The organism is Vibrio sp. 10N.286.51.E5 (genome assembly GCF_041469125.1).
Classification (GTDB): Bacteria; Pseudomonadota; Gammaproteobacteria; order Enterobacterales; family Vibrionaceae; genus Vibrio; species Vibrio crassostreae_C.
Genome location: NZ_JBFRJZ010000052.1, coordinates 1 through 17,106 on the forward strand (window position 1 = coordinate 1; position 17,106 = coordinate 17,106).

General features: G+C 44.3%; 17 protein-coding genes. 3 read left to right on the forward strand and 14 right to left on the reverse strand.

All coding sequences use genetic code 11. The annotated features are described in order from the left end of the window. Window positions 1–577: 577 nt before the first annotated feature. The 14 genes from AB4161_RS18150 to AB4161_RS18215 all read right to left on the reverse strand — a co-directional run bounded on the left by AB4161_RS18150 (window position 578) and on the right by AB4161_RS18215 (window position 15,150). Window positions 578–1,714, reverse strand: coding sequence for a flagellin (locus tag AB4161_RS18150; protein WP_017062253.1), 1,137 nt, complete (start codon window positions 1,712–1,714; stop codon window positions 578–580). Window positions 1,715–2,132: 418 nt separating this feature from the next. Next, window positions 2,133–3,326 carry a flagellar hook-associated protein FlgL gene (flgL, locus tag AB4161_RS18155; protein ID WP_065675599.1) on the reverse strand — a complete coding sequence of 398 codons (1,194 nt, stop codon included), beginning with the start codon at window positions 3,324–3,326 and terminating at the stop codon, window positions 2,133–2,135. A gap of 10 nt (window positions 3,327–3,336) precedes the next feature. Then, the gene (gene flgK, locus AB4161_RS18160) at window positions 3,337–5,217 is read right to left on the reverse strand and encodes a flagellar hook-associated protein FlgK (protein WP_372083813.1); all 1,881 of its coding nucleotides are present in this window, start codon (window positions 5,215–5,217) and stop codon (window positions 3,337–3,339) included. Window positions 5,218–5,437: 220 nt separating this feature from the next. Then, entirely contained in the window at window positions 5,438–6,355 is a 918-nt protein-coding gene (gene flgJ, locus AB4161_RS18165; RefSeq protein ID WP_017064131.1) for a flagellar assembly peptidoglycan hydrolase FlgJ, read from the reverse strand. Between the two features lie 13 nt (window positions 6,356–6,368). Beyond that, window positions 6,369–7,460, reverse strand: coding sequence for a flagellar basal body P-ring protein FlgI (locus AB4161_RS18170; RefSeq protein WP_017062257.1), 1,092 nt, complete (start codon window positions 7,458–7,460; stop codon window positions 6,369–6,371). Window positions 7,461–7,554: 94 nt separating this feature from the next. Next, a complete protein-coding gene (flgH, locus tag AB4161_RS18175) occupies window positions 7,555–8,331 on the reverse strand; it encodes a flagellar basal body L-ring protein FlgH (protein ID WP_017062258.1) in 777 nt (258 codons plus the stop codon). Between the two features lie 88 nt (window positions 8,332–8,419). Then, window positions 8,420–9,208, reverse strand: a complete 789-nt coding sequence (gene flgG, locus AB4161_RS18180; RefSeq protein ID WP_017062259.1) for a flagellar basal-body rod protein FlgG — start codon at window positions 9,206–9,208, stop codon at window positions 8,420–8,422. Between the two features lie 21 nt (window positions 9,209–9,229). Then, window positions 9,230–9,979: a flagellar basal-body rod protein FlgF gene (flgF, locus tag AB4161_RS18185; protein WP_017056855.1), complete on the reverse strand. Its 750-nt coding sequence runs from the start codon at window positions 9,977–9,979 to the stop codon at window positions 9,230–9,232. 251 nt (window positions 9,980–10,230) lie between these two features. After that, on the reverse strand, window positions 10,231–11,535 hold the full coding sequence (gene flgE / locus AB4161_RS18190; protein WP_017062260.1) for a flagellar hook protein FlgE: 1,305 nt from the start codon (window positions 11,533–11,535) through the stop codon (window positions 10,231–10,233). A gap of 49 nt (window positions 11,536–11,584) precedes the next feature. Further along, entirely contained in the window at window positions 11,585–12,298 is a 714-nt protein-coding gene (gene flgD, locus AB4161_RS18195; protein WP_010439286.1) for a flagellar hook assembly protein FlgD, read from the reverse strand. A gap of 17 nt (window positions 12,299–12,315) precedes the next feature. Further along, window positions 12,316–12,729: a flagellar basal body rod protein FlgC gene (flgC, locus tag AB4161_RS18200; protein ID WP_004736176.1), complete on the reverse strand. Its 414-nt coding sequence runs from the start codon at window positions 12,727–12,729 to the stop codon at window positions 12,316–12,318. 4 nt (window positions 12,730–12,733) lie between these two features. Further along, entirely contained in the window at window positions 12,734–13,129 is a 396-nt protein-coding gene (gene flgB, locus AB4161_RS18205) for a flagellar basal body rod protein FlgB (RefSeq protein ID WP_004736175.1), read from the reverse strand. Window positions 13,130–13,384: 255 nt separating this feature from the next. Further along, window positions 13,385–14,212, reverse strand: a complete 828-nt coding sequence (locus tag AB4161_RS18210) for a protein-glutamate O-methyltransferase (protein ID WP_004736174.1) — start codon at window positions 14,210–14,212, stop codon at window positions 13,385–13,387. 11 nt (window positions 14,213–14,223) lie between these two features. Then, window positions 14,224–15,150: a chemotaxis protein CheV gene (locus AB4161_RS18215; protein WP_017066180.1), complete on the reverse strand. Its 927-nt coding sequence runs from the start codon at window positions 15,148–15,150 to the stop codon at window positions 14,224–14,226. 77 nt (window positions 15,151–15,227) lie between these two features. On the opposite strand from AB4161_RS18215, the gene flgA reads away from it, so the two are divergent. The 3 genes from flgA to AB4161_RS18230 all read left to right on the forward strand — a co-directional run bounded on the left by flgA (window position 15,228) and on the right by AB4161_RS18230 (window position 16,962). Further along, entirely contained in the window at window positions 15,228–15,974 is a 747-nt protein-coding gene (gene flgA / locus AB4161_RS18220) for a flagellar basal body P-ring formation chaperone FlgA (protein ID WP_372083814.1), read from the forward strand. A 178-nt stretch (window positions 15,975–16,152) separates the two neighbouring features. Next, window positions 16,153–16,470: a flagellar biosynthesis anti-sigma factor FlgM gene (gene flgM / locus AB4161_RS18225; RefSeq protein WP_017062263.1), complete on the forward strand. Its 318-nt coding sequence runs from the start codon at window positions 16,153–16,155 to the stop codon at window positions 16,468–16,470. Window positions 16,471–16,536: 66 nt separating this feature from the next. After that, a complete protein-coding gene (locus AB4161_RS18230; RefSeq protein WP_017064136.1) occupies window positions 16,537–16,962 on the forward strand; it encodes a flagella synthesis protein FlgN in 426 nt (141 codons plus the stop codon). Window positions 16,963–17,106: the final 144 nt, after the last annotated feature.

The following is a 17,106-nucleotide window of genomic DNA, read 5'->3' on the forward strand; positions in this document are numbered from 1 at the left end:
AGTTACTTTTAATAACGGCGCGAAAATCAGAAGCTTTAGAAAAACTTTCAAAAAACCACAAAAAATTATTAATTTAATATTTATCAACAACTTAATTTTCATCACTTTCTAATACAGCGATAGCTTTCAATTGAGAAAAGATCTTAATCTGTTTGAGAAATGTACGAATTTCAGTCTAAGTTACTCAAGGTGGAGAAATGATCAATCGCCAAAGATCTCCGAGTTAGGCAGATCTTGTGTAATAGATGAGATTATTTATCGTGAAGAAGAACAATCAAATAGAGATTTGAAAAAGGTAGAGCGAGAAAATTCGCAGGAAAGTAAATAGCAAAAACAAGAAATACAGAAAGGAAAAAGCCCCTTTTCCTTTGAGAGAACCGGGGCTAGTTGGTGCGTCAGAGCCTGTGTGGAGATCATCGAGAAATGAACACATTTCCGACTTGCCGTTGCATTCTTACTGTAAAAATGGATAGCAGGTGAGAGATGAGAGAGCTAAACACTCAATAGTAAGTATGCTTGCCAGTTTCCCTTGCTGCATGGCTCACGTCTGAACACGAGCAGCGAGTTCAACCAATAACTATTGCAATAGTGACATCGCAGAGTTAGGCAACTGTTTCGCTTGAGCAAGTATCGAAGTACCTGCTTGTTGCAGAATTTGTGATTTGGTCATTTGCGTCGTCTCTTTCGCAAAGTCCGTATCTTTGATTCGGCTGTTTGAAGCGTCTACGTTCTCTTGTACGTTTGCCAAGTTATTAATACTGTGGCTTAGACGGTTCTGCTTTGCACCCAAATCAGCACGCTGTGAATCTACGTATTTCATTGCAGAATCAATCACGCTAATAGCATTCTGTGATCCTGCTACGCTCATCAAACTAATATCTTGAACCGATGTTGCACGACCTTCACTCTTGATTCCTAACTCAGAAGCTAAGCCACCAGAAATAGACATAGCCCCTTCAAGGTCAGGTTCAGCAACGAACAGTTGAATGCGGCCATCATCGGTAACCGATGCGTTCACAAGATCAGATTGACCATTAATGTAAGTCGCAAGCTCTTCGATATCATCACCTGCTTTGGTATTGATATCTAAAACGATATCTTCACCCGCTTTGGTTCTGAATTCGAACTTAAGATCGCGAGCTTGTGCAGGCACTTCCCAGCTCTTGTCTTTGCCGTTTTCAGAATCAAACGTTGTGCCACCCATACGGAAATCATCAGCACGAACACTAGTAAGGCCCATAATCATCGCTTCACCAGAGCTAGAACCAATCTGGAATGATGCTTCACCAAATGATCCATTCAACAGACGACGACCACCAAACGAGGTTGTCTCTGCGATACGGTTAAGCTCATCTTGAAGTGCCGAAGACTCTTCGTTTAGCGCGGTACGTTCAGCTGCGGTGTTCGTTCCGTTTGATGATTGAATCGCCAGATCACGCATACGTTGTAGTACGTTGGTTGATTCATTCATCGCGCCTTCAGCGGTTTGTGCAATTGAAATACCATCATTGGCATTACGCATTGCAACGTCTAAACCACGTGATTGTGCCGTTAAACGGTTAGAGATTTGCAGACCGGCTGCATCGTCTTTCGCGCTGTTGATTTTATGCCCAGATGACAAACGTTCCATAGAGGTCGCCAAGTCATTAGATGCTTTATTCAGGTAACGTTGTGCTGTCATAGCAGAAACGTTAGTGCTTACATTGATAGCCATTTTGCTCTCCTTATGAGTCCGCAAAGTTTCTGCGAAGCGGCCAGCTTTACTCTCATATGGATAAGCACTGACCGTGTATTACTCGATAAACCCTATACAAGGTTTAAGATCTGTATTAATCATTTATAACCAACACAGATACAAGTTGTATGCCAAGTTTAATATCATATAAATAATTTTTTAATTATCTAAAAATCAGAAGCTTACAAACAACACTGCGCAATTATGATTTTCTACTATTAGAAGATGAAAAACATTCACCTTCCTTATTGCCGTTTTTTGCCGCTATTCTAGAAACATCATGCTTCGTACAAAAAAGCGGCAAACTGTGGCGTCATTCGCACGTATGGCATAGCACATACGGCAAGGAATCAACGCCATGGTGATCGACAAGCCACCATTAAATACCGATTGATCATTAAATATAGTTAAACAAGGTCAGGTCTTTGGTTTTGCCAAACGCTTGTTGAGAAGCTTGTAGTGCTCGAGAGTTTTCATTGAACTCAATGATCGCTTTCGAGTAATCCAAGTCTTCAAAGTTGCTTTTTGCTTTCGCTAAAGACAGCTTAAAATCTTCATGCTGCTGCTCTTGGATATCGAGCGTATTCAATCGCGCACCGACATCCGTTCTCGCTTTGGTCAAATGAATAAACGCAGCATGGAACTCTTCAGTTGCTTGTTGCAACTTTGCCGTCGCTGATGCGTCAGACACTGATGATTCTGCAAGTTCTGCTGCATCTTGGAAGGTGTCAAATATTGAAAATGAGCTTCTTGGCTCCAAAGTAATCGAATCACCTTTGGTTATTTGGCCTTTGATTTGAATACTCAAACCTTCATATTCAATACCTTTAGATGGTTCAAAATCTTCTACAGACACCGTGCTGCCATCTTTTTCGAGTTGATAAGCAAATTTGCCATTTTGCATATCTACAAAAGTAATTTTGTAGGTTGATTCGTCTTGAAAAGATTCATTTGTTGCTCTTTCAAGTAGCAATGCGGAGGCTGGCTGCAAATCATATTGAGGTTCATAATCACCGAATGGATTATCGATCTCCATAAACAACTTGCTACCCGGATCATTCATCGCCATTTCAAAACTGCTTGCCACACGCATCTTGCGTTGATAATCGTCTCCGGCATAACTGACATGGCCCTTGTTATCTCGGAAAAATGGCTGATTCTTAGGTTTTGTACCTGCAAATGTATAGTTACCTGACTCATCTTGGGAGTTAGACATATGCAAAAAATTACTAGCTAACTCTTGAATTTCACGTCTCTTTGCAAGGCGGTCTTCTGGAGATAATGAACCGTTAACCATTTCCATCACGGTACGTTTTGCTTCATCAGCAAAATCCTCTGAATTAGAAATCATAACTTCTTGATGTTCTAATCGATTACGAACCAAGACTATTGCGTCGCTATATTGCTTTAGTTGTTCTGACTGCTGACCAATGTTCTGCAAATAGTGCGTCGCCAATGGGTCATCACTTGGCGACTGTAACTTCTTACCGGAAGCAAGTTGCGCTTGGTTGTGATGCACCTTGTTCTCTTGACGGCGCAAGTCATTTTGTACTGACTGATAATTATGGAAGCTAGAGATACGATTCAACATTTATACCTTCCTATCTCAGAGCCAAAATAGTGTTAAACGTATCGTTGGCTGCTTGCATGATGCGTGAAGAAGCCATATACGCTTGTTGAAATTTCATCATATTTGCCGCTTCTTCATCGAGGTTTACTCCCGAGATAGAAGCAATACGCTCTTGAGCCGACTGTTTTTCTAACCTCGCGATATCACTCAAGCGATTGGCCGTTGAAGATTTCAAGCCCGTATTGGTATTCAAGTTGTGGTAAAGGTCTAAAATCGTAGACTCACCCTCATTCAACAGCTTTCCTGTTTGAAGATCTTGTAGCTTACGAAGGTTACCGTTATCACCTTCTGATGGGACAAGGTTTGCCGTAAACTTATCATTTGCCACCGCACCGGGTGTGAGCTCAAACGTTGTGCCGTTGATAGTCACTGGCCCTTGTGGCGGATACGGTTGCGGCTGCATTAAAATGTTGCCCTTCGGATCCGTCACAGCAAACTGCTCACCTTTTGGTGAGACAATCACTTCAAACTCACGCAGTTGACCAGCTTCTAGAATTTTGAAACCAGCAGTACCCTTAGCAAACGTGGTCGATGCCTCATAACTTTGCGCAGCAATGTCTTTTGGGTCTTTGGTTTCCATCTGTATTTGAGCAGCAAAATTGCGCGTTGGACGCAGTAACAGTTTCTCTCCTAGTTCAGGAGGATTACGTACTTCCACTCGCATGCCATCAAGATAAAAAGCACTACCGCTAGAGTCGGTCGCCATCTTAACGGTCTCACCGTTCGGCTTAGTCACGACATAGTCACTGCCATCGTATTTCAGGCCATACTCACCGCCTTTTAAGGCAGAAGTATCATCAATGTATACCGCAACATCGGCTTTCGATTGCCCGCTAGCCGTGACACGAGATTTTGCCACCAGCTCTGAGTTCACGTCGGTAAACAAGTCCTTACCTACGTTGCCGTTAAGATCCAAACCTTGTTCTTGAAGACTATTGACCTCATATGAAAACGCGGTCGCTAAACGACCAAGCTCATCCATGATTGCCGGGATATGTTCGTCACGCATGTCTAGCATGGCGCCGATTTTTCCGTCGATATCACTGCTGGTGATCGGTTTTAAAGACTTACCTTCAACAATTGCTAGGCGACGCTGATGCGCATCAGGCAAGCCATCAACCATCTTCAGTTGGCTCGCTTCACTACCAGAAACCAAGGTGTGACCATTACCAATATGGACGTTAAATCCTTCGGCATTTGAGCGTGGTGTCACCGTGACTTTGGTGTAGCCAGAAAGCTCATTAATCAACTTTTCGTGCTGATCTCGTAGGTCATTATGAGGCCCAGGAGTCCGCATCATTAAACGCTGAACATCGCGGATCTCGTACGCAAGTTGGTTAACTCGCTCGATACCCATATCTAATTTTTTATTCGTAGAATCAGACTGTTGACGAACCGTTTCATGGAATTCATTTAACGTCTTGCTGAGTAGCCCAGCCTTTTCTAGTACAACTTTTCGAGCACCGACATCATTCGGTGTATCGGCTAATGTTTTAACCGAATCAAACCATTCATTAAGGTTTTCTGGAATCTTCTTCGAAGCAACCGATGACAGCATACTCGACAGCATATCGAGGTTAGCTTCGGTATCGCCTTTGTTGGCGGCATTGGTTGTCGATAAGTTAAGTTCTTTGACGGCAAACTGATCCCAAGAGCGGCGAACATTTTCCACATGTACACCCATACCGTAGGATTGCCCACCGTACTGGCGCGGGTCATTCACACCTTGAATCACAGACTGGCGGCTATAGCCCTCTGTGTTAGCGTTAGAAATGTTATGACCTGTGGTGTTGAGCTGTCTCTGAGCCGTAAGAACACTTTGTGCCCCTACATTCAGAAGATCCGACGCCATAATGCCCCCAAAAAACTTAACAAAACCAGAATGAACTGATTAACTACAACCGTATATTACTAAGATAAAAGCAATATATGTGCCAACACAAACAATAGGAAATTAAAAGACGATAATTTATTGAAGTGTAAGGAGATAACTATGGATTACGCGTAAGAACTGAAGGGGCGGAGAAGAAAAGAGCCTGCCAGTAGCAAGCTCTCTATGTTGATTTATGACGCTAGTTCATCTCATCAATCTTGGCTTTAACTCGTAAAACCTTGTCTGCATAGTTAGGGTCAGTTGCGTAACCAGCCTGATGAATACCTTTGATGAAATTCTCTGAATTGCCTTGATGCTGTAGCGCCGTTTCGTATCTTGGATTTTCGTTCAAGAACTTCACGTAATCATTAAAGCTATCTTCGAAATTAGAGTAAGAACGGAAGGAAGCTGACTCTTTAACGGCGGTTTTGCCATGGAACTCAAGAGTTTGAGTCGCGACCTTATCGCCCTTCCAACTTCTATCTGCTTTGATGTTAAATAAGTTATTGCTGTTGCCCAAAGAGTTCTTAACCATTTTAGAACCCCAACCCGTTTCAAGGGCAGCTTGTGCCAATAGAAGAGACGAGTCCACACCAAGCGCACTTGCCGCTTTTTCCGCGTAAGGCTTCATTGAGGTCACAAACGATTCTGGAGAGTCAAAGGATACTGGCTGTTTTGCTGCTTGCGCAGGTTGAACGTCTGACGCTCGCTCTTCCGAACGGCCTGAATATTGCGGTCTTTGCAATGAAGCATCAAAGCCTTCACTGCGAACCTTCTCTTCAGACGTATCGCTTGCTTGGCCAGCGCTTAGTTGAGCCACGATCATATCTGCAAGACCTAACGAACCTGAAGCGCTTAACTCACTCGCCATTTGGTCATCTTGCATCTGACGATAGAACTGCTCGTTCTGGCTGTTCAACATATCCGACTTAAAGCTCGAGTTAGCATCGCGCATTGACTTAAACAACATCGAGGTGAAAATCGATTCAAACTGTTTTGCCGCCGCGGTTAATGCTTCTTTCTCGCTACCTTCTTCACCGTTTACCGCTTGTTGACGAAGGCGGTCTAGGCTACCGATATCGTGAATAAAGCCGATGTCATTGTTATTTTTAATCATGCTTTACCCCTTCTTAGATAATGATCAATTGGCCTTCAATTGCACCCGCTTGTTTCAGTGCTTGAAGGATTGCCATTAAATCAGAAGGTGCAGCGCCCACTTCATTGACTGCGCGTACCAAATCGTCCAGCGTTAGGCCAGGTTCAAATTTGAACATCTTACCATCGCCTTCCGTGATTTCGATATCAGAATCAGGGACCACTACCGTTTGGCCACCAGAGAATGCATTCGGTTGGCTTACGTTTAGATTTTCTTTAATTGCAACCGTCATACCACCGTGGGTGACCGCCGCTGCTTTTAGGCGAACGTGCTTACCAACCACAATCGTACCTGTACGAGAGTTGACGATGATTTTTGCAGAGCCTTCAGCAGGGTCGAACTCGATGTTTTCGATAGCCGACAAGAATGCTACACGCTGGCTGATTTCACGCGGTGCACGAACTTTTACTGAAGTTGCGTCTACCGCTGAAGCCATTTGTGGGCCTAGGAAATTATTAACCGCATCAGCCATACGCTGAGCCGTTGTGAAATCTGATTGGATTAGGTTGAAGGTGATGTAGTCACCACGACCGAATGGCGTTGGGATCTCTTGTTCAACCGTCGCACCGCTAGAGATGATACCAACGTTAGGGTTGTTACCGACAATCTTAGAACCGTCGTTACCTTGTGCACTAAAGCCACTTACCACCAAGTTACCCTGCGCGACCGCATACACTTGACCGTCTAGACCTTTCAAGAAGGTCTGTAGCAAGGTACCACCACGAAGGCTTTTTGCTGAACCGATAGAAGAAACGGTTACGTCAACTTCTTGGCCTTGCTTAGAGAATGCTGGCAGTTCAGCAGTCACAATAACAGCCGCGACGTTTTTGGTTTTTGGCTTAGTGCCGGGCGGCAATTGGATGCCAAAATTTTGCAGCATTGCGTTAAATGTTTGATCGGTAAAGGGAGTTGTCTCACCAGTACCCGGCAAGCCCGTGACCAAACCATAACCTACAAGTTGGTTACTACGAACACCCGCCACTTTTGCCACGTCTTTGATTCGCGCAGCATGGGCACTGGTGGCAAGAAATAGCATGCCGAATAGTACGAGTGTCAGTTTTTTCATTGAGTAACCTGTCTGTATTGCTTTAATTTATAATAGCTTAGCTAAATGTGGCTGAGTGATAGAGGCTGTCAGTATGTCGTCGTCCTATCAAGCTCTACAGAGATACATTAAAGAATCGTGCCAAGAATCCAGGCTCTTGCATATCTTTCTGTACGCCAGTCCCTGAGTACTGAATTCGTGCGTTAGAAACACGGTTTGAAGCAATGGTATTTTCGAAGTCAATATCGTCTGGACGGATGGTACCGCTTAGGCGGATGTACTCATCGCCGGTGTTCAGTGTCATCCACTTCTCACCACGAACCACTAGGTTGCCATTGGCTAATACTTCGATCACTTCTACGGTGATATAGCCGCTGATGCTGTTACTTTGGTTGGCTGATGCATCACCAGCGAAGGTATTGGTGTTGCTCAGATCGTAAGAGAAGTTGTACTTATCGATCGTCAGCTCTTGACCACCAACAGCCAGCGGCTCCATCGATGCATCATTCGACTTAGACATGTCTGCGTTGGCTTTTTTGGTCGCTCGAGTATTCTCATCTAGCGCTACAGTGATGATGTCACCAATACCACGAGGCTTTGAGTCGTCATACATGCTGCCAATGTGGTTCACATTAAACAGTGAGCCCGTTGCCGCTGCATAATGCTCTGGCTTCTGCTTGGGGTTGATTGGCGCCCATGCAGGGTCACCAGCAATTGGATCGGTTCGCCCACGAAGCGTGTCGATAATTCCTGAACTTTCTTCTGCCGACTTATCGCCTTCAACCGCATCAACCACTGTGGTCGCGTTCTCTTGTGCTGGCGTCTCAATTGGATCCAGTACTGTACAACCAGTCATCGAAGCTAACAGGGCTAAACAAAAAATACGTTTCATGGCGATATACTCTCAGCAGGCAGTGGTAAATGGGTCAATTAGCAAAAACAGATAGATTAATTAAAAAAGTAAACGGCGAATAAACCAATTACAGCTGTTGGTTAACAAAGCTCATCATCTTGTCTACTGACGAGATAACTTTCGAATTCATTTCGTATACACGCTGAGCTTCAATCATGTTTACCAGCTCTTCGGTTACGTTTACGTTCGATGTTTCTAGCATCGATTGGCGGATGTTACCCAGGCCATCAAAACCCGGTACACCCTCTTGTGGGTCGCCACTCGCGCCAGTTGGCAAGTAAAGGTTTTGACCTACTGGCTCTAGACCACCTGGGTTTACAAAGTCAGTAATGGTAATTTGACCAACCACGACGTTGTTTTGCTCGCCACGTAGACGAACCGATACTTCACCGTCGTTACCAACCGTTACCGAGATCGCGTCTTCAGGAATCACAATTTCTGGTTGTAGAGGATAACCTTGGCCCGACGTTACGATCGCGCCTTCACCGTTCAGTGTGAACTGACCATTGCGGCTGTAACCTGTTTCACCGTCTGGCATTTCAACTTGGAAGAAACCGTCGCCTTCAATCATCATGTCTAGGCTGTTAGATGTCGTTTGTGCGTTACCGTGAGTGTGCACTTTTTGAGTCGCGACGACCTTAGAACCGGCACCCAGCATCAAACCACTTGGCAGCTCAGTATTCTGAGACGATTGACCACCCGGTTGATTAATATTCTGGTAGAACAGATCTTCAAATACCGCGCGGCTCTTTTTAAAACCAATGGTCGAGGCGTTGGCAAGGTTGTTCGAAATCGTTGAGATATTGGTTTGTTGGGCGTCTAAACCCGTTTTACTTACCCATAATGCTGGATGCATAGCAATGTCCTTTAAATTCTATTAGCTCATACGAAGCAGTGAATCAGACGACTTGTCCATTTCCTCTGCTGTGCTCATCATTTTGACCTGCATTTCAAACTGACGTTGTAAGTCAATTAGGCTGGTCATTTCACCTACGGCATTTACGTTACTGCCTTCGATAGCACCTTTTAGCAACGTTACCGCTGCATCTGCTTCGTATGCCTGATCTGGGTTTTTCGAACGGAATAGACCATTCGTGTCTTTAAACAAACTTTGGTTGTCTGGACGTACAAGCTTAATACGATCAACCACGGCCAATTCTTCAGCTGGAGCGCCTTGAGGAATCACCGAAATCGTACCGTCTGTACCAATTTCTACTTTGCTGATTGGGATTGGCAGCGTGATTGGTGCATCGTTTTCACCAAGCACTAAGTGACCGCTTGCGTTGGTTAGTAAACCGTTTTGGTCAACCCTTAGGTTACCGTTACGTGTTAAACCTTCACGGCCAGTATTGTCCATCACTGAAATCCAACCATCACCTTGAATGGTAACGTCTAGATCTCGGCCAGTAGTAACCACACTACCCTGAGCGAAATTATGACCCGGACGCTCTGTCATGCTGAAAACACGAGTAGGCATGCCTTCGCCATACGCTTGCATTGAACGTGCCTGTGCTAAATCAGCACGGAAACCCGTTGTACTTACGTTGGCAAGGTTGTTTGCACGTAGCTGCAAAGCTTGCATATTTTGCTTAGCGCCACTCATGGCAAGAAACAGTGCGCGATCCATAATTTTGCTCCAAAAATCATCTTCTTGGGCTAATAAAGCAAACACTGTGCCAATATTTTTAACTGTTATTTATCAATAATTTAAATAGAAAACGAACAAGAAGGGTGATCATCAAAGGATCATTGAGGAAGAATTGTTGCCAGTGGCATTACCGGGCGGCAATAGGGGCGGCAAATAAAAAGACAAACAACAATACCCAATTCAATAACATTGAATTGGGTATTCGCAGATGATTCAAACGCTTTAAACGATTAACGAATCTGAAGAATATTCTGTTGTAGCTGGTTGTGTACTTCTAGAGAACGCGAGTTCGCCTGGAAGTTACGTTGAGCAGAAATCAAATCAACCAGTTCTTGAGTCATATCGATGTTCGACTGCTCTAGCGAGCCGTTGTTGATGCTACCAAATGAACCTTTGTTCGATTCACCCCAGATCTTGTCACCAGAGTCGTTGGTAGAATCCCATTGAGTACCGCCTTTCTTATCCAGACCTTGCTCATTTGGTACACGAACCAAGCCTACACGGCCAAGCATCACGTTTTCACCATTTGAATAAGTACCTAGAACACTGCCGTACTCATCGAAATCGATTTTTGTTAAGAAACCTGTTGTCGCGCCATCTTCATCAAACTTAGTCAATTCAAACGGAGCGGCAAACTGAGTTGAAGAATCTAAACCAAACTTAAGCACTTGAGTTGGATCAGCACCGTTCAAGTCAATAGGGTTCGCACCAGCACCCAGTGGTTCCGAGTTAATCGGCTGACCATTGTTTAGGCTTGCTAACGTACCGTCATTGTTGAACTTCATTGTGTGACCAACATGACCTTGTGCATTCGTCGCATCACCACCAGTAATGTTGACCGGCTTTTCACCGTTCTCATCTGACATGGTGTAGTACGTTTGCCAAGTGTTTGGTTGAGTCTGATCTTTGAGGTAGTAAGTCGTTAACTTGTAAGACTGACCCATAGAATCGTATACCGTCGAAGACGTTGCACGGTTATAAGTATCAGCATCTTTGAAGTTAAATGCAGCCGGGTCTTTAAGATCACCGTTTGCAGGAAGGTTAACCCCTACTTCAATGTTTTCTGTCTGTTTTGGTTTACCAAACTCAGCAGGAATGTCGAGAGGCTTTGGCGCATAAGAAAGAACTTCCCCCGAGTTTGGATCAACATCGTAACCTAAAAGAAACTCATCATTAGCGGTAACCATGTAGTTGTCTTTGTTTAGGTGAAATGCACCATTACGCGTTAATTCGTTAATCTCTGGCACCATGCGGTCTTTCGATACTGCAAAGAAACCTGTACCACTTACACGTAAGTCCATTGGGTTGTTCGTATAAATACTTGAACCTTCGTGGAACTGTTGCGCCACTTGGCTAGCTTGCGCACCGCCACCTGCCGTCGTTTTTGCGTTAGTGAACAACGAGCTTGAGTAAACATCACCAAACTCGGCACGAGACTCTTTAAAGCCAAATGTGTTCGCGTTCGCAATGTTGTTACTGGTTGTATTCAGGTCTAATTGTGCAGCGGATAGGCCGCTTAAAGCTACATATGACATTCCATTATTCTCCTAATCTATCTAGCTAGCATAGTCACTCAATAAAGAGCTACGCCTTACCAACTTCTAGTACTTCAGCAAGTCGTACTGGCGATGTGAAACCAGCCAGATTGAGTAGTACGTTGCCATCGCCCTTACCAAGAAGCACACTGTTCACGTTCGCATAACTGGAAACTTGGAACTCTGTGTTCTCGCCATCCAGCAAACCCGACGCTTTCACGTTGTATTTACCGGCCGGCAATGGGTTACCGTCTTCGTCTTTTCCGTCCCATTCAACACGTGTATCACCAGATGGTTTAGAGCCGATATCAAATGTGCGAACCAATTGGCCAACTTCGTTCTCAACACGGACCATTACATTGTCCATTGCCTGAGGAAGCTTAACCATTGCCGCCATACCGCCATCACCGGGTTTTACACCTGCCGCACCAGGAACCAATACATCACGCCCAACTAAAGAGGAGGCCTGAAGAGCTTGGTTAGAGGTCATTGATGAATTCAAGCTTTCAAACTGTGTATTCATTTTGCCAATGCCATCTACGGTCGCAAATGAAGCCATTTGCGCAATCATCTGGTCATTGCTAACCGGCTTGAAAGGGTCTTGTTGTGCTAGTTGCTTAGTCAACAAAGATAAGAAGTCTTCTTGTTTAAGATCCTGCTTACCTGTTGTTTCGTCGGGCTTTTTAGCGCCATCTTGAAGACTCTTCAGCTGGTCAACATAGGACAAGCCGCTTTGACCAACATTGTTGTTGATTCCAGCCATGTGCTACCTCCTTATCCTTATTGACCCATCTGCAGCGTACGCAGCAGCATTTGTTTACTCGAGTCAGCAACCTGTACGTTTGTTTGGTACGCACGTGATGCCGAAATCATGTTTGCCATTTCTTCCATAACGTTGACATTAGGCTTGTAGATATAGCCTTCGTTGTTCGCTAATGGGTGATCCGGGTTGTACTCCGCGCTTAGCGGCTTATCGCTTTCCACAATACCTAATACTTTCACAGGCACAGTGTGACCACTGTTGCGTGCTTTATTTAACTCAGCGCCGAACACTGCGTGACGAGCCTTGTAAGTTTCTTCAGCAGAACTACTTACACTGTCCGCGTTCGCAAGGTTGCTCGAGGTCGTATTTAGACGAACAGATTCAGCACTCATCGCAGAACCAGTCACATTGAATACATTGAATAAACTCATCTAATTATTCCCCTTTAATCGCTTTAGTTAAATTCTTGAACTTACTTCCTAAGAAGTCGAGAGAGGCTTGATGCCTAATTTGGTTTTGCATGAAAAGGTTTCTTTCCAAATCCAAATCAACCGTGTTGCCATCTCCTGTATCAGGTTGGGTAGGAATGCGATACTTTGTTTCCCCGTTCACCGTTGTTGAGGCAGAAATGTGCCGACCATCTGTACGGCTAAGACCAATGCTTGCCCCAGAACTTGCCGCTTGCAGTGATTTCTTAAAGTCTAATCCCTTTGCTTTATACCCAGGCGTGTTTGCTTGCGCGATATTGGTGGAAAGCACCTCAGCGTTACGCTCACGTACACCAACTGTGTGCTGGTGAATGCCCAAAGCATTGTCAAAAGAAATAGCCATGTAAACCTCAACTCAAGAACTGACTGTTATGAAATAACCAAAGCAATATATATACCAACTTTTGAAACAAGGCGGTCTATCAATGCTTTTACAGGTTACTCGTGGGTAAACTTGCAATAAACAAGCCAAAAAATAGAGTAAATTGGAATGTCACTCTGACTTAAAGATATAGCTTAAGCAGGAAAAAGAAAACCCAGCACTTGGCTGGGTTTTAAATTTAGACGGTAACCTTACACCTAATATCGGTGCCGCTCGTTACTTTAATTTGTAGATGATGCCTGGATTACAGCGAACCATTTCAAAACGATCGGTTAAGCCTGTTAACGATTCAGACGCGCCCAATAGTAAGTACCCACCAGGGTTCAGGCTATTTGCCATCTGGTTAAGTACCTTTGACTTCATATCAGGCGAGAAGTAAATCAGCACGTTACGACAGAAAATAATGTCGAACTTGCCTAACAATGCATAGCTGTCCATCAGGTTCTGAGGGCGGAAGTTCACCATGCGCTTGACGTTATCTTTCACTTTCATACGGCCATCGCCCGCATCTTCAAAGAAAGTACGACGGCGCTCTGGAGAAAGTCCACGTCCCAATGCAAGGTTGTCGTAAGCGCCAGTGCGGCACATATCCAACATACTTGCTGAGATGTCAGTTGCGGTAATCGATACATTTGGCAGCATACCTGGCTTACGAGCTTGAGTTTCAAGAATCGTCATTGCCATTGAGTATGCTTCTTGGCCTGAAGAGCTTGCCGCAGACCAAATCTTAATAGGACGTTTATTTGCCGCTATTTCCGGTAGAAGCTTATCCGCAAGCACAGCAAACGGGTAAGTATCACGGAACCAAAGTGTCTCGTTCGTCGTCATGGCATCGACAGCAGCCACACGCAGCTCACGGTTTCGACCTGTTACTACATCTCTCAACAAATCAGACAAAGAAGCTAACTTAAACTTCGTTACTAATGGGCTTAGACGACTGCGCACTAAATACTGCTTGCTGTCACCTAATACAATGCCACATTGAGATTCTAAGAAACGGCTGAAATCGCGATACTCTTGATCACTTATTGTTATAGCAGTCATTAATGTCTCTTTTAGTTAGTTAACGCAGCTTTTACAGCTGCACCAAGCTCATCTGGGTTGAATTTAGCGATGAAGGAGTTAGCTCCAACACGCTCAACCATGGCTTGGTTAAATACACCACTCAACGATGAGTGTAAAATTACGTATAAATCTTTAAGTTCGGCGTGACGACGAATCTCAGCAGTCAGCGTGTATCCATCCATTTCTGGCATTTCGATATCAGAAATCACCAATGAAATCTGATCGTAAATACTGCCTTCTGATGACATCTGTATCAGCTTCTCGTAGGCTTCTTTACCATCCTTCACCGAGATAACTTCAAAACCAATCGACTCAATAGCACGTTGAACCTGCTTACGAGCAACGGTCGAGTCATCAGCAATCAAGATGCGGCGAACCAGTTCTTTCTCTTGTTCTACTTTCGCAATATCTTCAGCAATCTTGCTGTCCATTGTTTCATCAACAGGAGAAATTTCTGCAAGGATCTTCTCAACATCAAGAATTTCTACCAATTCATTATCAATGTTGGTTACCGCTGTCAGGTAGTTAGCTCTACCTGCGCCATCTGGCGGCGGAAGAATCGATTCCCAGTGCATGTTAATAATGCGCTCAACTGAACTTACCAAGAAACCTTGAATGGTTCGGTTAAACTCAGAGATAACCACAAAACACTTTTCAATATCCGTTGTAGGACGGCCACCAATCGCTAAGCTCAAGTCGATCACAGAGATCGTTTGGCCACGAATGTGTGCTACACCTTTAACCAGTGGGTTCAAGTTTGGCATCTTTGTCAGCTTAGGGCATTGCAGCACTTCTTTTACTTTAAAGACATTAATGCCGTAACGCTGACGCCCCATTAGGCGAAAGGTTAGTAATTCTAATCGGTTTTGACCGACGAGTTGCGTACGCTGATTCACCGAATCAAGAATACCCGTCATGAGCTCATCTCCATATCAAACTTTTTTGTATAAAAAGTGTTAGTCTACTGCAGGCTACGAACCACCAGAGAAACGGAATGACGTATTATAAAACAAATTTGCCACCTCTTTCCATAGCAATGTGTAGAGCTACTTTTAAAACTGTCGCTAAGTTTATCGGCATTTTATCAATATTGTTTAGTTTTTTTGTACAAGCTGCGACCCCAGAACAAATTGAGATGATTCAGTCTGCAGCGGAGCAACATATCCTTGATACAGTTGAGCAGCCACAAGGTGGCGAACTCTTTGCTAATTCAGCAAATGTTGACTCAAGAATCAAAGCGACAGACTGCCCAGTGCCTTTAGAGACCAGCGCTTCAACGACCACCAATACCCGCAGCAGTATTACGGTTTTAGTGCAATGTGTTCCTGATGAGTGGCGAGTTTATGTACCGGTGCGCCTTTCGATGTCGGTGCCTCTTGTCACCACCACTCGCTCACTCGCGAGAGGCGAAATCGTCGGTCAATACGATGTCACCACCGCTATGATTTCTCTTAACAAGTTTCGTCGCCAAGGTTTCACAGCTCCACATCAGGTCATCGGCGCTAAGGTAAAAAAGAACCTAAGACCGGGCGATGTTGTAGAAAGAGGTGATATCTGTGTCGTGTGCCGAAACGAGAAGGTTATCATACAGGCAGTAAAAGGTGGCATGACCATTACCACCAAAGGAACTGCGCTTACCGATGGCTCTATGGGTGATCAAGTAAGAGTGAAAAATGATAAATCACAGCGTATAATTGAAGGGATTGTTACCAGCATGTCTGAAGTCACGGTTTACTTTTGACTCTTTACTTCTAAATTGACGGTATCGTTAGCGATTTCACCCTCAACTCTAACGCCAAATATAACGGCTGCGGTGTTTTGTCCCTTTTCGACTATTGAGCTAAAAATTGCTAAAGTATTCGAACCCTTGGTCGATATTGACTGTACAGGTTCCCATTTTTGAAGAAAAAGGCTTAACTATGGCAGGCATTGATAATATTCGTTCAGGGCAAACCCTAACGACCACTAACCGATCAGCAGTACGCTCTGATTCTAGTTCTGAGGCATCACGCTCTGATGTATCAACTAAATCACCAGCAAGCAAAGATGCGGTTTCACTGAGCCAACAAGGCAAAGCGATTGGTCAGCTCCACCAAGATATGGCAGCACAGCCAAGCTTTGATTCTGTGAAAGTAGCAGCGATCAAAGAAGCAATTGCGAATGGTTCATACACTGTCGATCCAGAGAAACTGGCTGACAACATGATCAAGTTCGAAGATGAATTAAAAGGCCTTTAAGAAAACACTAACTTTTCATTGAAGTTATTGTCTTAAAGTACACGAGGTTATGAATAGGTTTACGTTATGGCGGCACTAGCAGATTTAGTTAATTTTCAACTTCAAAATGCCAAAGCCTTATCTGAATTACTAAGTTCAGAGAAAACCGCTATTACGAGCCGACAATCAAACGATATTGAGCGAATCGCCAAAGAAAAAGTGGTCCTAGTTGAACAACTAAGATCAACCGATCAGCGAATCGCAGCCCATACCAATATCTCAGAACTGACCGAGAACCCTGAACTTGCTCAGTTAGTCACTAAGATCCAGTCCATAGTGCACGATTGCCAGCAAGCGAACCTTGTGAATGGCGAAGCCTTAAATCGAGCGCACCTTAGCTTCAAAAAACTCAGCAATATGATGCAGCAAAGTCACGGAAAAATTGGCATGACCTACAATGCCGGTGGTCAAACGCATACTATCTCTACGCTGGGAACCAACGTAAAAGCCTAGTTAAGTTAACTCTTCCTCTTCAGTAATACCCCTTGTTAACCGTTTATCTGTATCTCAGACTATTCCTGTCGTTATCTTTTATTAAAACACCTAATCAGCCTTTGAACGCCCTGACAAAATCGATAAAATCGAGTAGGAGGAGGC

Excerpts from the sequence above, each read along its gene's own strand:
- AB4161_RS18150 (WP_017062253.1), bottom strand. The coding sequence starts at position 1,714 with ATGGCTATCAATGTAAGCACTAACGTTTCTGCTATGACAGCACAACGT.
- flgL (WP_065675599.1), bottom strand. The coding sequence starts at position 3,326 with ATGTTGAATCGTATCTCTAGCTTCCATAATTATCAGTCAGTACAAAAT.
- flgK (WP_372083813.1), bottom strand. The coding sequence starts at position 5,217 with ATGGCGTCGGATCTTCTGAATGTAGGGGCACAAAGTGTTCTTACGGCT.
- flgJ (WP_017064131.1), bottom strand. The coding sequence starts at position 6,355 with ATGATTAAAAATAACAATGACATCGGCTTTATTCACGATATCGGTAGC.
- AB4161_RS18170 (WP_017062257.1), bottom strand. The coding sequence starts at position 7,460 with ATGAAAAAACTGACACTCGTACTATTCGGCATGCTATTTCTTGCCACC.
- flgH (WP_017062258.1), bottom strand. The coding sequence starts at position 8,331 with ATGAAACGTATTTTTTGTTTAGCCCTGTTAGCTTCGATGACTGGTTGT.
- flgG (WP_017062259.1), bottom strand. The coding sequence starts at position 9,208 with ATGCATCCAGCATTATGGGTAAGTAAAACGGGTTTAGACGCCCAACAA.
- flgF (WP_017056855.1), bottom strand. The coding sequence starts at position 9,979 with ATGGATCGCGCACTGTTTCTTGCCATGAGTGGCGCTAAGCAAAATATG.
- flgE (WP_017062260.1), bottom strand. The coding sequence starts at position 11,535 with ATGTCATATGTAGCTTTAAGCGGCCTATCCGCTGCACAATTAGACCTG.
- flgD (WP_010439286.1), bottom strand. The coding sequence starts at position 12,298 with ATGGCTGGAATCAACAACAATGTTGGTCAAAGCGGCTTGTCCTATGTT.
- flgC (WP_004736176.1), bottom strand. The coding sequence starts at position 12,729 with ATGAGTTTATTCAATGTATTCAATGTGACTGGTTCTGCGATGAGTGCT.
- flgB (WP_004736175.1), bottom strand. The coding sequence starts at position 13,129 with ATGGCTATTTCTTTTGACAATGCTTTGGGCATTCACCAGCACACAGTT.
- AB4161_RS18210 (WP_004736174.1), bottom strand. The coding sequence starts at position 14,212 with ATGACTGCTATAACAATAAGTGATCAAGAGTATCGCGATTTCAGCCGT.
- AB4161_RS18215 (WP_017066180.1), bottom strand. The coding sequence starts at position 15,150 with ATGACGGGTATTCTTGATTCGGTGAATCAGCGTACGCAACTCGTCGGT.
- flgA (WP_372083814.1), top strand. The coding sequence starts at position 15,228 with ATGACGTATTATAAAACAAATTTGCCACCTCTTTCCATAGCAATGTGT.
- flgM (WP_017062263.1), top strand. The coding sequence starts at position 16,153 with ATGGCAGGCATTGATAATATTCGTTCAGGGCAAACCCTAACGACCACT.
- AB4161_RS18230 (WP_017064136.1), top strand. The coding sequence starts at position 16,537 with ATGGCGGCACTAGCAGATTTAGTTAATTTTCAACTTCAAAATGCCAAA.